16 protein-coding genes are annotated in these 13,447 nt (G+C 41.9%); 12 read left to right on the top strand and 4 right to left on the bottom strand.

Annotated elements, in window-relative coordinates:
* Positions 1–43: 43 nt before the first annotated feature.
* From ACLI08_RS05555 to kdsB, 3 genes are read left to right on the top strand one after another with little or no spacing between them, the layout of a single operon-like run.
* Entirely contained in the window at positions 44–343 is a 300-nt protein-coding gene (locus ACLI08_RS05555; protein WP_411427474.1) for a helix-turn-helix domain-containing protein, read from the top strand.
* Positions 315–1,169 carry a reverse transcriptase family protein gene (locus tag ACLI08_RS05560; protein WP_411427475.1) on the top strand — a complete coding sequence of 285 codons (855 nt, stop codon included), beginning with the start codon at positions 315–317 and terminating at the stop codon, positions 1,167–1,169. The genes ACLI08_RS05555 and ACLI08_RS05560 overlap by 29 nt, the downstream gene beginning before the upstream one ends.
* Positions 1,166–1,897: a 3-deoxy-manno-octulosonate cytidylyltransferase gene (gene kdsB, locus ACLI08_RS05565; protein ID WP_411427476.1), complete on the top strand. Its 732-nt coding sequence runs from the start codon at positions 1,166–1,168 to the stop codon at positions 1,895–1,897. Before ACLI08_RS05560 ends, kdsB begins: the two co-directional genes overlap by 4 nt.
* Positions 1,898–1,959: 62 nt before the next feature.
* On the opposite strand, the gene ACLI08_RS05570 is transcribed toward kdsB, so the two are convergent.
* Positions 1,960–3,285 carry an anion permease gene (locus tag ACLI08_RS05570; protein WP_411427477.1) on the bottom strand — a complete coding sequence of 442 codons (1,326 nt, stop codon included), beginning with the start codon at positions 3,283–3,285 and terminating at the stop codon, positions 1,960–1,962.
* A gap of 21 nt (positions 3,286–3,306) precedes the next feature.
* Positions 3,307–3,951 carry a DUF47 domain-containing protein gene (locus ACLI08_RS05575; RefSeq protein WP_411427478.1) on the bottom strand — a complete coding sequence of 215 codons (645 nt, stop codon included), beginning with the start codon at positions 3,949–3,951 and terminating at the stop codon, positions 3,307–3,309.
* 198 nt (positions 3,952–4,149) lie between these two features.
* On the opposite strand from ACLI08_RS05575, the gene ACLI08_RS05580 reads away from it, so the two are divergent.
* The 3 genes from ACLI08_RS05580 to ACLI08_RS05590 all read left to right on the top strand — a co-directional run bounded on the left by ACLI08_RS05580 (position 4,150) and on the right by ACLI08_RS05590 (position 6,939).
* Positions 4,150–5,778, top strand: coding sequence for an acyl-CoA carboxylase subunit beta (locus tag ACLI08_RS05580; protein WP_411427479.1), 1,629 nt, complete (start codon positions 4,150–4,152; stop codon positions 5,776–5,778).
* A gap of 125 nt (positions 5,779–5,903) precedes the next feature.
* Positions 5,904–6,197: a glycine zipper 2TM domain-containing protein gene (locus tag ACLI08_RS05585; RefSeq protein ID WP_411427480.1), complete on the top strand. Its 294-nt coding sequence runs from the start codon at positions 5,904–5,906 to the stop codon at positions 6,195–6,197.
* A gap of 4 nt (positions 6,198–6,201) precedes the next feature.
* The gene (locus tag ACLI08_RS05590) at positions 6,202–6,939 is read left to right on the top strand and encodes a zeta toxin family protein (protein WP_411427481.1); all 738 of its coding nucleotides are present in this window, start codon (positions 6,202–6,204) and stop codon (positions 6,937–6,939) included.
* Between the two features lie 69 nt (positions 6,940–7,008).
* Here the strand turns inward: ACLI08_RS05590 and ACLI08_RS05595 are convergent, their stop codons facing one another.
* Entirely contained in the window at positions 7,009–8,166 is a 1,158-nt protein-coding gene (locus ACLI08_RS05595) for a THUMP domain-containing class I SAM-dependent RNA methyltransferase (protein WP_411427482.1), read from the bottom strand.
* A gap of 176 nt (positions 8,167–8,342) precedes the next feature.
* On the opposite strand from ACLI08_RS05595, the gene ACLI08_RS05600 reads away from it, so the two are divergent.
* From ACLI08_RS05600 to ACLI08_RS05615, 4 genes are read left to right on the top strand one after another with little or no spacing between them, the layout of a single operon-like run.
* Complete coding sequence (locus ACLI08_RS05600; RefSeq protein ID WP_411427483.1) at positions 8,343–9,080, top strand: class I SAM-dependent DNA methyltransferase; 738 nt, start codon at positions 8,343–8,345, stop codon at positions 9,078–9,080.
* An 8-nt stretch (positions 9,081–9,088) separates the two neighbouring features.
* The gene (locus ACLI08_RS05605; RefSeq protein ID WP_411428006.1) at positions 9,089–9,808 is read left to right on the top strand and encodes a ZIP family metal transporter; all 720 of its coding nucleotides are present in this window, start codon (positions 9,089–9,091) and stop codon (positions 9,806–9,808) included.
* Positions 9,809–9,832: 24 nt separating this feature from the next.
* Positions 9,833–10,648 carry an N-acetylmuramic acid 6-phosphate etherase gene (gene murQ, locus ACLI08_RS05610; protein WP_411427484.1) on the top strand — a complete coding sequence of 272 codons (816 nt, stop codon included), beginning with the start codon at positions 9,833–9,835 and terminating at the stop codon, positions 10,646–10,648.
* On the top strand, positions 10,635–10,862 hold the full coding sequence (locus ACLI08_RS05615; protein ID WP_411427485.1) for a DUF6095 family protein: 228 nt from the start codon (positions 10,635–10,637) through the stop codon (positions 10,860–10,862). The genes murQ and ACLI08_RS05615 overlap by 14 nt, the downstream gene beginning before the upstream one ends.
* A 9-nt stretch (positions 10,863–10,871) precedes the next feature.
* Here ACLI08_RS05615 and ACLI08_RS05620 read toward each other — a convergent pair whose 3' ends face one another.
* Positions 10,872–11,918 (bottom strand): DUF2806 domain-containing protein, encoded by a 1,047-nt coding sequence (locus ACLI08_RS05620; protein ID WP_411427486.1) that lies wholly within the window; start codon positions 11,916–11,918, stop codon positions 10,872–10,874.
* A gap of 476 nt (positions 11,919–12,394) precedes the next feature.
* On the opposite strand from ACLI08_RS05620, the gene ACLI08_RS05625 reads away from it, so the two are divergent.
* Entirely contained in the window at positions 12,395–12,979 is a 585-nt protein-coding gene (locus ACLI08_RS05625) for a DUF1572 domain-containing protein (protein WP_411427487.1), read from the top strand.
* Positions 12,979–13,353, top strand: coding sequence for a DNA topoisomerase IV (locus tag ACLI08_RS05630; RefSeq protein WP_411427488.1), 375 nt, complete (start codon positions 12,979–12,981; stop codon positions 13,351–13,353). The genes ACLI08_RS05625 and ACLI08_RS05630 overlap by 1 nt, the downstream gene beginning before the upstream one ends.
* Positions 13,354–13,447 lie beyond the last annotated feature (94 nt).

The raw sequence follows: 13,447 nt of genomic DNA on the forward strand, positions 1-13,447 counted from the left end.
TGATGAAATTATCCGAACACTCCTTAAATTTTTTCTTTAAGCCATGAATTTAGGAAATATTATAAAAGATATTAGAAAGCAAAAGAAGCTCACTCAAAATGAGTTTGCTTCTTCTTGCGGTATTACTCAGACATATTTGTCACAGATTGAAACTAATAGCAAAGATCCAAAACTATCAGTACTGAAGGCTATTAGTGAAAAATTGGATGTTCCATTACCAATTTTATTTTTCTTGTCTTTGACAGAAGATGATATTCAAGAAAATAAAAGAGATGCATTTAAAGCTCTAAATCCATTATTAAAGACACTTCTTTATGAGTTCAACATCGTACAAAAAATATGAAACAAAAAAGTTTTATGCGATTGTAGGCTTTAAAGGCGCAGAAGTAGAGAGCATTATTAGTAATATTGAATTATATTACAATGAATGGGTCGAAAAGAAAATTGATAAGAAAACAGGGCTGCCTAAAACTTATCTGGATGGGACAATAAAGGAAAGAATTATTAGACCTTCACAAGGCAAGCTAAAGATTATTCAATCAAGGATAAAGAACAAGATTTTGGCTCCTATTCCGCTACCTGATAATGTTCATGGTGGAATAAAAAAGCGTAGCAATATTACAAATGCTAAACCACATCAAGGGAAAAAATATATTTTTACTACTGATTTACAAACTTTTTTTCCAAATATAAGTTCAAAGAAAGTTTATGATACTTTTATTGATTTTGGCTATTCAACACACTTTTCGAGATTACTTACTAAATTGTCTACTTGGAAGTATGAATTACCACAAGGAACTCCGACAAGTACTCACATTGCAAACTTAGTCTTTTTAAAAACGGATATTCGATTAATAGAATTATGTAATCATCACGGGATAACTTACACGAGGTTTGTAGATGATTTAACATTTTCATCTCAACAAGACTTTTCCAGTCTATTAAGCCATATTTTAAAGATTGTTGAAGAAGGAGGATTTAAGATTAGTCATAGAAAGACTCAGTATAAAGGAAAGCAAACTATTACAGGGATAGAAGTTTTTAATCATAAGATTGATGCTCCGAAGAAAATACTTGAAAAAGCTAAATTAGAGATTGATAATCATCCGTCGTTCAAGCCATACAGTAATTATGTTGAAAATATAAGAAATACAAATAGAAAAAATTGAAAATAATAGCCGTAATCCCCGCACGATACGCCAGTACCCGTTTCCATGCCAAGCTAATGCAGGATTTGGGTGGCAAAACCGTTATTACCCGTACGTATGAAGCAGCGCTTAACACCGGCCTGTTCCATGATGTGTTTGTAGTAACCGATTCCGACCTTATATATAATGAGATAACCGCTAACGGCGGCAAGGCCATTATGAGCATTAAGGAGCACGAAAGCGGCAGCGACCGTATAGCCGAAGCCGTAGAACACATGGATGTAGACATAGTGGTAAACGTGCAGGGCGACGAACCTTTTATAAATAAAGAGCCGCTTGCCGATGTGCTGGAGGTGTTTAAGGCAGACCTTGCCCATGAGGTAGACCTCGCCTCGGTAATGTACCAGATAACCGACTGGGATGAGATAGAAAACCCAAATAATGTAAAGGTTATTGTAGACCAAAAAGGCTTTGCGCTGTATTTTTCGCGTTCGGTAATTCCGTACCCAAGGGATAAGGAGGCAGGGGTGCGTTACTTTAAGCACATAGGTATTTATGCGTTCCGAAAGCATGCGCTAATAGATTTTTATAAATTGCCCATGCAAAAACTGGAGGCCAGCGAAAAGCTGGAACAGCTGAGGTACTTAGAGTATGGCAAGCGCATACGCATGGTAGAAACCTCCCACGTAGGTGTAGGCATAGATACCCCGGAGGATTTAGAAAAAGCAAAGAAACTGCTGGGGTTATAGTATAAAAACAGAGGGCACTATTATAGCGCCCTCTGTTTTTATGTATAGTTTCCTGATGTTTTTTATTTTATAAACAGTGCCAGCAGGTAGTAGGTTAGTGCCGCTACTACTGCAGATACCGGTATGGTAAGTACCCATGCATACAGCAGGTTTATGGTAACACCCCAGCGCACTGCCGATACCCTTTTTGTAACACCCACACCTATAATAGAACCTGTAATGGTGTGTGTTGTAGATACCGGGATTTTAAAGTGTTCTGTAGAAAACAGGGTAAGCGCACCTGCCGATTCGGCTACAACACCTTCAAAGGCATTTACTTTGGTAATTTTAGAACCCATTGTTTTTACAATTTTCCATCCGCCGCTTAGCGTACCCAGTCCTATTACAGTGTAACATGCCAGCGGAATCCACTCTGGCATTTGGCTTTTAATACCCAGTTCTTCGTTTGGCAACACCATCCTTAGCCACTCAGGCATATTGCTTACGTTTTCGTGCAGCGTGTTTAAGTAAACCGCTACAGCTGCCGCTATAATACCCATAACCTTTTGAGAGTCGTTGCCACCGTGGCCTAAGCTAAACGATGCCGATGAAAGCAGCTGCATTCTCTTAAGTATGGTTTCGGCTTTAGCAGCAGAAAACGAACTGAAAAACAGGTTAAATATGGCAAGGCTGTAAAAAATTATGGCTACCAGTAACCACTTTATATTAGCCGGTTCTAGTACTACAGACCAAAAATGGCTTTCAAAACGTGGTTTCTTTATGTGGTCGTACCCTTCCCAAACCGAAGCCAGGAATGCAAATACGATTAACATAAGTGCTACGGTAAAAATTTTAGGGGCAATGGCTTTACGCGATGAATGCATCATCCATACCGAAATAAGGTATGAAATGATCATACCCACAATAGGGGCAAGGGCAATAAACGCAATGATAATAAGTACACCGCTTGGCAGTAATTCGCCTGCCTTAGGGGCTTTGTACCAGCTTACTATCTTCCAGCCATAGTGTTCAGGATCTGTAACGTTACCCGAAAATCCGTGTGCCAGTGCCGCACCTGCAAAACCACCTATAAGGGTGTGCGATGAAGATGAAGGTATACCTTTCCACCAGGTAAACAGGTTCCATATAATTGCGGCAATAATACCCGCAAGGATTACCGTAAGGTTTATACTTCCTGTGTGGGCGGTTTTGGCTACCGTATCGGCTACACCAAACCCAAATACCCAGTAGGCAAGGAAGTTAAAAAACGCCGCCCAAAGCACTGCCTGAAAAGGTGTAAGCACCTTTGTGGCTACTATGGTAGCGATAGAGTTTGCCGCATCGTGAAAACCATTTATGTAGTCAAAACCAAGGGCAAGTATTATAATTACAATAAGTAATGTAAACATAGCTAAACTGGGTTGTGTGTTTTAAGAGTGCTTTACAGCTATAGATTCCAGCACGTTTGCCACGCCTTTACATTTGTCTGCAGCAGTTTCCAGTGCCGAAAGTACTTCTTTGTACTTAATGATGTTTTTTACATCAGTTTCGTTTTCAAAGATATCAGCTACCGCTTTGTCAAATACGCTGTCGCTCTTGGCTTCAAGTTTGTAAAGCTTTTTACACACATCTGCTATGTTGTGTAGTTTTTTCATGTCTTTAAGGTCGCTAACCGCAATCTGTATAAGCTGAGTGCCTTCCAGTGTTATTTCGGTCATTTTCCTTATACTTTTAGATATTTTTTCTACCTGGTACAGTTTCATACGGTTCGATGCCCCGTAAAGGTATCCGGCTACGTTATCTATGGCGCTTATAAGGGCGTGTATGTCTTCGCGGTCAAAAGGCGTAATAAAGTTACGGCTCAGCTCCAGGTTGGTGTTGTGTGTAACCTGCTCTATTACCGCTTCAAGCTCTTCAATTTTCTTAAAGTAGGCTTCCCTTTCCGGCTTAGGAGCATTTACGGCTTCGTGCAGGGTTTGTGCAAGTAGAACAAGGTTTTGTGTTGCCTGCTCAAAAAGCGGGAAAAATTTCTTATCCTTCGGTACAAGAAACTGGAAAATGTTGTTTAGAGACATTTACGTTTAAATTTTATGAGGCAAATGTATGAACCTAATGTTAAGGAATTATTAACACACATTCAACCTAACGTTACCAATGTTAACAACAGGTTAAGTCTTTGTTTTTGAAAAATATTAAAAAATATTAGAGTAATAAAAACAAATTCGTATTTTAGTGCTGTAAAAATTATGTGTTTTTAAAAATAGTAGAATTTTATGGATTTAAACTTCAATAAAAACGAAGACCATAACAGGCTTTTGCTATCTGATTTAAGGCAAAAACTTAACAAAGTATACCTTGGCGGCGGCGAAAAGCGTATTGAAAAACTACATGCTGAAGGTAAAATGACTGCCCGTGAGCGCATTGAGTACCTTTTAGACAAAAATAGTAAAAGTATAGAAATAGGCGCACTTGCCGGAGACGGTATGTACACAGAGCACGGCGGATGCCCCAGCGGCGGCGTAGTGGTTAAAATAGGTTACATACAGGGCCGCCAGTGCATAGTGGTAGCTAATGATGCTACGGTAAAGGCGGGCGCGTGGTTCCCTATAACGGGTAAAAAGAACCTTCGTGCGCAGGAAATAGCCATAGAAAACAAGCTTCCTATTATATACCTTGTAGACAGCGCGGGTGTATACCTGCCAATGCAGGATGAAATTTTTCCTGATAAAGAGCATTTCGGTCGCATTTTTCGTAACAACGCCATTATGAGCAGTATGGGCATTACCCAGATTGCTGCCGTTATGGGCAGTTGCGTAGCCGGTGGAGCCTACCTGCCTATAATGAGCGATGAAGCGCTGATAGTAGATAAAACAGGCAGTATATTTTTAGCAGGCAGTTACCTGGTAAAAGCTGCCATAGGGGAGAGCATAGATAACGAAACCCTGGGCGGTGCCACTACGCATTGCGAAATATCGGGGGTTACAGATTATAAAGCCAAAGACGATAAAGATGCGCTGGATCGTATAAAAAGCGTTGTAGGCAAAATGGGCGATTATACGCCTGCGGGCTTTAACCGCGTTAAGGCAGAAAAACCATCGTTAGACATAAACGAACTTTATGGCACACTGCCTCGCACCCGTACAGAGCAGTATGACATGATGGAGATTATAAAACGCCTGGTAGATAAATCAGAGTTTGATGAATATAAGGCCGGCTACGGGCAAACCATTATTACCGGGTACGCCCGCATAGATGGTTGGGCTGTAGGTATTGTGGCGAACCAGCGTAAGGTGGTTAAAAGCAAAAAAGGCGAAATGCAATTTGGCGGTGTAATTTATTCTGATAGTGCCGATAAGGCTACGCGATTTATAGCCAATTGTAACCAAAAGAAAATTCCGTTAGTGTTTCTGCAAGATGTTACCGGTTTTATGGTGGGTAGTAAAAGTGAGCACGGCGGCATTATAAAAGACGGTGCCAAGATGGTAAATGCCGTGAGTAATTCGGTAGTACCTAAGTTTACCATAGTGGTGGGTAACAGCTACGGAGCGGGTAACTATGCCATGTGTGGCAAAGCCTATGATCCAAGGCTTATTGCGGCCTGGCCAAGCGCAGAGCTTGCCGTTATGGGTGGTGCTCAGGCAGCTAAGGTACTGTTGCAGATAGAAGCCAGTTCGCTTAAAGCAAGGGGAGAGGAGCTGACACCAGAAAAGGAAGCCGAATTGTTTGATAAGATTAAAGCAAAATATGATGCCCAGGTATCGCCGTATTACGCGGCGGCGCGCCTATGGACCGATGGCATTATAGACCCTGCCGATACCCGCACGTGGATATCTATGGGGATAGAGGCAGCAAACCATGCGCCTATAGAAAAGCCTTTTAACCTGGGGGTAATACAGGTTTAGTTATAATTTTTAGGGTTTAGATTGGGAGGCCGTCTGCTGGGGAGCAGGCGGCCTGATTTTTTTGATGTGTTAAACATTGATGTATTTAAATTGCAATTAGGTAAAAATGTTATAACTTAGTACCTATGGAACAGGACGATAAAATACTGGAAAACCTTATAACGGGCGGTGTTGTTGGCGCTGCGTTAGGGGCTTTATTGTCTAAAGACAAAAGGGAGGGAGCTACATTAGGTGCGCTTGCCGGAGCGGCTATTTTGGCGACGTTTCGTGCCAATGAAGAAGCAAAAAAATCAAATGTACCGCTTATACTTGAAGAGGAAGGAAATTTGTACGAAATTTCTCCGGATGGGCAAAGACGTTTTTTAAGGAAAATTGAAAAGCCCAAAATAACTATGCCATCGCAATTTAAACTGCGCTAAGTAGATGGCTGTAAAAAGGCTCAGGGTTTTTGCAGGGCCTAATGGTTCCGGAAAAACAACAATTGTAAATCAGCTACGAAATGAGATTAGTTTTGGCGTTTATGTTAATGCTGATGATATTGAAAGAGAACTTCGTGAAAAGGGAGGGATTTCTTTTAACGATTACCACCTTGATATTTCACAAAACTCGATTGCTGATTTTTTCAGGAAAAGTACGTTTTCTCCGGTAATGCGAGGTGAACCTGATTTATGGTCTAAGCTCATCATTTTAGATAATCGGTTAAAAGTATCCTGTACTGTAGATTCTTACCTGGCTGCTGATATCGCTGAATTTATTAGGCAACAACTTCTGGTTAACGGTATATCGTTAACTTATGAAACAGTTATGAGTCACTCAAATAAATTAGACTTTCTCGACGCTGCCAAAAATCTTGGGTATCGGGTGTATTTATATTATATAGCAACGGAAGATCCTGATATTAATGTTAACCGCGTTAGTATAAGGGTAACCCAAAAAGGACACAATGTAAGTAATAAGAAAGTAAAAGACAGATACTATAAGAGTTTGCAACAGTTAAAAGGTGCAATCAAGTTGAGTAACCGTGCATATCTTTGGGATAATTCTGGTCAGGCCGCTTTGTTTTTTGCTGAAATTACAGAGGGTGTAGATGTATCTACTTTTGATGAAGTGCCTGGTTGGTTTATAAAAAATGTTGTTGAAAAGGATAGCGATTTAATATAAAAACCCCATTTGTAGCGGATATATTACAAATGGGGTTTTTATATTTTCTGCAGTCACTGAGACTATGCGCTAATCCTGCTGAAACTTCGCCCTCTTGCTGCCTTCGTACATTTCGTATTTTACAAGGCGTGCTTCCAGCTTACCGTTAAACAGCTTTATCTTGCGAGATGGTTTTAGCCCTACAAATTTCAGCGCTTCCAGGTTACCGGTTATAAACCAGGCGTTGGTGTTCGGGTAGCCCTGTTTTAAGGTGTCGCCTATTTCTCGGTAAAAACGCTCCAGGTTAATGTCCAGGCGTTCGCCGTACGGGGGGTTAAACACCATGTGTAGCGGGCCTTCGGTAGCTTTGTTGGTATCAAAAAAGTTTTCCTGGCTTATGGTTACGTAGTCTTCCAGGTTAGCATTTTTAATATTGTCTTTGGCTTTCATCACTGCCGAAGGGGCTTTGTCATAGCCTTTTATGGTATAATGAAACTCCCGCGTTTTATTCATCAGCGAGTTAGTAACCGTATCAAAAAGATCGTTATCCCAGTCCTGCCATTTTTCAAACGCAAATTCCTTGCGGTTTATATTTGCCGGAATGTTACAGGCTATCATGGCGGCTTCGGCAAGTAGGGTACCGCTACCACACATAGGGTCCAGGAAATGGGTGGAACCATCCCATCCGCTAAGCAGCAGCATGCCTGCAGCAAGCACCTCATTTATTGGGGCTATGTTTGTGGCACTGCGGTAACCGCGGTGGTGCAGGGAGTTGCCGCTGGTATCCAGGGCCACGCTGCATTGATCGTTAAAAATATGTATGTTTATGCGTAAATCCGGGTGTAGTTTATCTATATCGGGGCGTTTTCCGTACTTGTCCCTAAACTGGTCTACAATAGCGTCTTTGGTTTTAAGGGCTACAAACTGAGAGTGTGTAAACTGCTCTCCGCTAAGGGTAACGTCTACCACAAACGTTTGGTTTACGGTAAGGTACTTGCTCCAGTCTATGCTTTGTATGCCGCTGTACAGTGCCCTGTCGTTCCAGGCCCTAAAGCTATGTATGGGTTTTAGTATTTTAAGGGCCGTGCGCAGCGCCAGGTTTGCCTTGTACATAAAACCTTTATCGCCTACAAAACTTACCATACGCACGCCGGGTTCTACCTGCTGTGCGCCAAGTTGTTGCAGTTCTTTGGCTAATACTTCTTCAAGGCCAAAAAGCGTTTTGGCCACCATTTTAAAATTTTCCATCGGGCGGATTTATCTGCTGCAAAAGTACGCATTTTGTTGCCATTTCAAACTATAACTGCCTAAACCGCCACAGGCTTTAGCTAAACTAAACCTAAAACCTGTATGCAGTTAGCACAATATATGCTAACTTTGTACCCCTGAAATTTTAAGAAAAACACCGCAACCCTATACCTACTATGGAACAGCCGGAAAACAACGCTTGTTGGTACGCATCCTGGTTTGACACACCTTATTACCACATACTATATAAAGACCGCGATTACGAAGAGGCGCAGTTGTTTATGGACAACCTTACCGCTTACCTTAACCTGCCCGATGATGCTAAAATCCTGGATTTGGCCTGCGGCAAGGGTAGGCATTCGGTTTACTTGAATAAGCTGGGATACAATGTAACGGGAGCCGACCTTAGTGCAAACAGCATCAGCGAGGCTAAAAAATACGAAAATGACACGCTGCACTTTATGGAGCACGATATGCGCGAGCCGTTCCCTACGCAGTACGATGCCATTTTTAACCTGTTTACCAGTTTTGGATATTTTGATAACGACCAGGATAACATAACTACCCTAAAAGCCATTTGCCAAAGCCTTACGGAATATGGTTTTGCCGTGATCGATTTTATGAACGTGCATAAGGTTATAGAGCATTTGGTGCCGCATGAAGTAAAAACGGTAGACGGGATTGATTTTCATATACACCGCTGTGTAGAAGACAACCATATTATAAAAGATATTAAATTTACCGATAAGGGTAAAGACTTCCATTTTACAGAAAGGGTAAAAGCCCTTACCCTTGAAGATTTTGAGCAAATGATGGACGAAGCGGGCATTTACCTGCTGGAAACCTTTGGCGATTACCGCCTGCGCAAATACTACAAAAACGAGTCGGACAGGCTTATAATGATTTTTAAGTAAACCAAATGATAGTATATATAGTTCCGTTTGTATCGGTACTGGCCGGGATAGGCGCTGCACTTTTGCTTAAGCCCAGCAATAAAAAAAGCCTGAAGCTGCTGCTTGCCTTTAGCGGCGCGTTTTTGCTTTCGCTTACGGTACTGCACCTGCTGCCCGAAGTATATGAGGCTACCCTGCATGCCGGGGGGCACGAGGCCCATGAGCACGGCCACGATCACGGTGCCGGGCACACCATAGGCATCTTTATTATGGCAGGTATTATTTTCCAGATTATACTGGAGTATTTTTCGCAAGGGGCAGAGCACGGGCATGTGCACAATCACGGCCACCATCACGGCATGCCGTGGCTGCTGTTTATAAGCCTTTGCATCCATGCGCTGCTGGAAGGTATGCCGGTAAGCCATCATCCGGATATGGCTTGGGGCATAGGCATACACCATTTCCCTATAGCCATTATACTTACCGCTTTCTTTATAAATTCGGGCATGAAAAAAGTACCGGTGTTGTTGTTTATGGTTGCGTTTGCAGCCATGACACCGCTGGGCACTCTGCTTTCGGGGCAACTTACCATAGCCGAAGAATATTACCCTTATATATCGGCAGTAGTGGTGGGTATACTGTTCCACATTTCCAGCACCATTATTTTTGAAAGCGGCGAAGACCATAAGTTTAACCTTGCCAAACTATTAAGCATAGGGCTGGGTGTGGTGTTGGCGTATTATCTGTAACTTTACCGTATAAAATTCTCTACGATGTCATTCATCCGTACTACCGAACAAAGCAGCAAATACGAGCATCTTGAAAAAATGCCCGTAGCCGATCTGCTGGCCAATATAAACAACGAAGACAAAACCGTACCCCTTGCGGTGGAAAAGGCGCTTCCGCAGATAGAGGCACTGGTAACTACTGTGGTAGCCCAACTAAAAAAGGGAGGCCGCCTGTTTTATATAGGCGCCGGTACCAGCGGACGTTTGGGTATTGTAGATGCCAGCGAGTGCCCGCCTACCTTTGGTGTGCCGTTTGATTTGGTTATAGGGCTTATAGCCGGTGGCGATACCGCCATACGCCGCGCCGTGGAGTTTGCCGAAGACGACCGCGAAGCCGCGTGGGCCGACCTTTCTGCTTACAATATTAATGAGAATGACGTGGTGGTAGGTATAGCTGCTTCCGGTACTACGCCGTATGTTATTGGCGGGTTAGAGAAGTGTAATGCGCTTAACATCCCTACCGGTTGTATTACCTGCAATGTGGGTAGCCCATTGGCACAAACTGCGAAATTCCCTATTGAGGTAGTGGTGGGGCCGGAATTTGTAACCGGTAGCAGTCGCATGAAAGCCGGTACCGCCCAAAAGCTGGTGCTGAACATGATTAGTACCGCTACCATGATTCAGCTGGGTAAGGTAAAAGGGAACAAAATGGTAGATATGCAGCTGAGCAACCACAAGCTGGTAGGCCGTGCCGTGGGTATGATTATAGACGAGCTGGGCATAAGCCAAACCGAAGCCGAAACCCTTTTAGAACAACATAAAAACGTGCGTAAAGCTATAGAAGCGTATGGCAACAGATAAAAAAGTTTTAATGCGCGGCCTTAAGTACCTTTTTGGTGCGCTGCCGCTTTTTGGCATAGGCCCTGTGGTTATGCACTCATCGTTTAAAAACCAGGATCACCCATTGTTTATACCGGTTTTTGGCTTAGGTGCCATTACCTGCCTGGTGGGTATGTGGCTTATGTTTATGGGGCTGCGTACGGTAATCAGCAGTATGTTTGATGGGGAGAAGTAGGGTTGATATTTATTCAAAATCCTTTAAAGAATTGCATATAATATTATCACCTTCATATCCTAATATATAACCATATTTAGATCTGATATTTTCACCTTTTATGGAGTGGATTACTTCTTTTAAGTACTCATAGTTGACACTTGAGTCGACTAACCTTAAGAGTTCATTCCCAGCGGTTGTAAAAGAATATACTGGCATTGTAATCGAAGGCGTGCTCTTTTTTACTTCAGTTACGGCTAAGATATTTCCCCATCTCAAAACTATGTTAAAATCAACTTCTTTAGAAATAAAATTAAGCGTCATTGTTTCTCCAGATTGAATTAATCCGATTTCAGTTAATAACGTAATGTCCTCATAAGTTATGCCATATTTGTCACTTAGTAAACTCGTTTTATTAGTTTTAAATATGTAATTCTTTCCCCCTTCATTAATAGCAAATCTGGCAACTTTTATAAAAATCTGCGCTTCTTGCTTTGATAAGTTTCTGATTAGTTCAAGGGTCCTGAGCGAGTATGAGTTTGGTTGTTTAATTTCCCCAGCTAAAATTTTCCCCCATATAGTTTGCATTTCTTCATTTGAGACTTCTTCAGCTATTTTGAAAAATCTGGTAATCCAGTCTTCATTAAGTGGCTCATCGGTAATTGCCGGTTCGTTTTTTAACTCTTCAGCTGCAAATGCAGTTACATTTTCAATATTCAACTGTTTTTTAGCTTCCTGATAATTTAATCTGTCGTTTGTTCTTATGTCTAGTTCGGGAGTTATTAAAATTTGTTGTTGAGTTTGAATTGGTAAATCCTTTGGAGAACTAATAGATATCTTCTCATCTTTATATTCAATACCGCCAGTAATTAAAAAATTTTCTTTAACTGCATTTGCGATAATCTTCATTTCATTAGCACGAGCCTCGGCAAGTTTTTCTATTTCATATGCTTTTGTATCAACATCTTTCTTATCGAAATATGATTTTGAAATCTTGCCAACAGATTTTGAGAGTACTTCGATTAATTTGTCAATAGGTAGTACTTTTCCGATTCCCAAAGCGTCATTCACATTCATTTTTTTATTATTTAGGTTGGTATTTTTTGTATCAGTGATTATTCAAATTAACAAAATAAATTCATGAGCAACAAAATAAAACAACGCTAACCCCGTAGGGGTGGTATGGCTATAGCAATCAGTGTAACTACATTCAACAGAGTCCCGTAGGGACGGTATATAATTATGCCGTCCCTACGGGACTCACGGTTACGGAACTCATTCTGTTGCTATAAATATGCCGCTCCTACGGAGCTAAACAAGCTGCGTTGTATTAGTGAGCAAAATAAAACAACACAAATCTCATAGGGTAATAATACCTACAAGGTCATAAAGACCTTGCAGGATTTTAGTGCCGCTCCTGCAAGGTTTCTAAAACCTTGTAGGTGTAAAAATACCCCTGAGTCAATTCATAGTGGTTATTGAAATTCGTGTCAAAAAACAAACACGAACATATCCTTTAAACCCGTATTTTTGTTACAGCAAATAACAAAACAATGCAAGCTACCGAAGCCTATATCGAAAGTGCCCGTAAACAGTTCCTGTACTACAAGGCACTGGGCGAAAAAGCTATGGCGCAGCTACAGCCGGAGCAGTTGTTTTATACGCCCAATGAAGATACTAACAGCATTGCCGTAATAGTAAAGCACCTGCATGGTAATATGCTGAGCCGTTGGACGGATTTCCTTACCAGTGATGGCGAAAAAGACTGGCGCAACCGCGATGCCGAGTTTGAAAATGACATTGCAGATAAAGAAAGCCTGCTAAACGCTTGGGAAGAAGGTTGGGGATGCCTGTTTGCAGCCCTTGATACCGTAACCCCCGAAAACCTGAACAGCATTATCTATATAAGGAATGAGGGGCATACGGTGGTAGAGGCGATTAACCGCCAACTGGCGCACTACCCGTACCACGTGGGGCAAATAGTATTTTTTGCCAAAATGCTGAAACAAACCGCATGGGACAGCCTTAGCATACCCCGAAACAATTCGGCGGCATACAATGCGGGGAAGTTTGCGCAGGAAAAAGCAATACGTAATTTTACCGATAACGAGCTGAAAAGGCTTAACGATAACCAATAATGAAAAAGTTAGTTGTACTGCTTCCGGTGGCATTAGCCTTTGCCGGATGTTTTAACCAGGAGCGAAACTGTGCCAATTTCAGGACCGGGAAGTTCCGCTCTGAGATTACCATAAACGGGCAAAAAAAGGTAACCGAATTTACCCGCGATGATAAAACGGAAATTGAAACCTTTGAAGGTGAAACCGATACGTCGTCGGTACGCTGGGTAAACGACTGCGAATTTATCCTGGAAAAGCTGCACCCTAAAAACGCTGCCGAAAAAAAGGCGGTGCAAATGAAGATACTTACCACTAAGGGCAATACGTGCGTTATGGAGTTTTCGCTGGTGGGCGATACGCAAAAGCAAAAAGCTACGGTTACCAAACTGGAATAACCGCGCGGACTACAAGATTTTATACGGGTACCGGTTACGCAAAGTAGCGGGTGCCCGTTTTTTTTGTAATCTTTTAAGATATACTTTAAGATGC

It is taken from the genome of Flavobacterium sp. RNTU_13, assembly GCF_046614455.1.
Lineage (GTDB): Bacteria > Bacteroidota > Bacteroidia > Flavobacteriales > Flavobacteriaceae > Flavobacterium.

Bases quoted from the DNA above. Each gene is read 5' to 3' on its own strand.
- ACLI08_RS05575 (WP_411427478.1), bottom strand. From the start codon at position 3,951: ATGTCTCTAAACAACATTTTCCAGTTTCTTGTACCGAAGGATAAGAAA.
- ACLI08_RS05585 (WP_411427480.1), top strand. From the start codon at position 5,904: ATGGAACAGGACGATAAAATACTGGAAAACCTTATAACGGGCGGTGTT.
- ACLI08_RS05630 (WP_411427488.1), top strand. From the start codon at position 12,979: ATGAAAAAGTTAGTTGTACTGCTTCCGGTGGCATTAGCCTTTGCCGGA.
- ACLI08_RS05560 (WP_411427475.1), top strand. From the start codon at position 315: ATGAGTTCAACATCGTACAAAAAATATGAAACAAAAAAGTTTTATGCG.
- ACLI08_RS05570 (WP_411427477.1), bottom strand. From the start codon at position 3,285: ATGTTTACATTACTTATTGTAATTATAATACTTGCCCTTGGTTTTGAC.
- ACLI08_RS05600 (WP_411427483.1), top strand. From the start codon at position 8,343: ATGGAACAGCCGGAAAACAACGCTTGTTGGTACGCATCCTGGTTTGAC.
- ACLI08_RS05595 (WP_411427482.1), bottom strand. From the start codon at position 8,166: ATGGAAAATTTTAAAATGGTGGCCAAAACGCTTTTTGGCCTTGAAGAA.
- ACLI08_RS05620 (WP_411427486.1), bottom strand. From the start codon at position 11,918: ATGAATGTGAATGACGCTTTGGGAATCGGAAAAGTACTACCTATTGAC.
- ACLI08_RS05555 (WP_411427474.1), top strand. From the start codon at position 44: ATGAATTTAGGAAATATTATAAAAGATATTAGAAAGCAAAAGAAGCTC.
- ACLI08_RS05625 (WP_411427487.1), top strand. From the start codon at position 12,395: ATGCAAGCTACCGAAGCCTATATCGAAAGTGCCCGTAAACAGTTCCTG.
- ACLI08_RS05615 (WP_411427485.1), top strand. From the start codon at position 10,635: ATGGCAACAGATAAAAAAGTTTTAATGCGCGGCCTTAAGTACCTTTTT.
- ACLI08_RS05580 (WP_411427479.1), top strand. From the start codon at position 4,150: ATGGATTTAAACTTCAATAAAAACGAAGACCATAACAGGCTTTTGCTA.
- murQ (WP_411427484.1), top strand. From the start codon at position 9,833: ATGTCATTCATCCGTACTACCGAACAAAGCAGCAAATACGAGCATCTT.
- ACLI08_RS05590 (WP_411427481.1), top strand. From the start codon at position 6,202: ATGGCTGTAAAAAGGCTCAGGGTTTTTGCAGGGCCTAATGGTTCCGGA.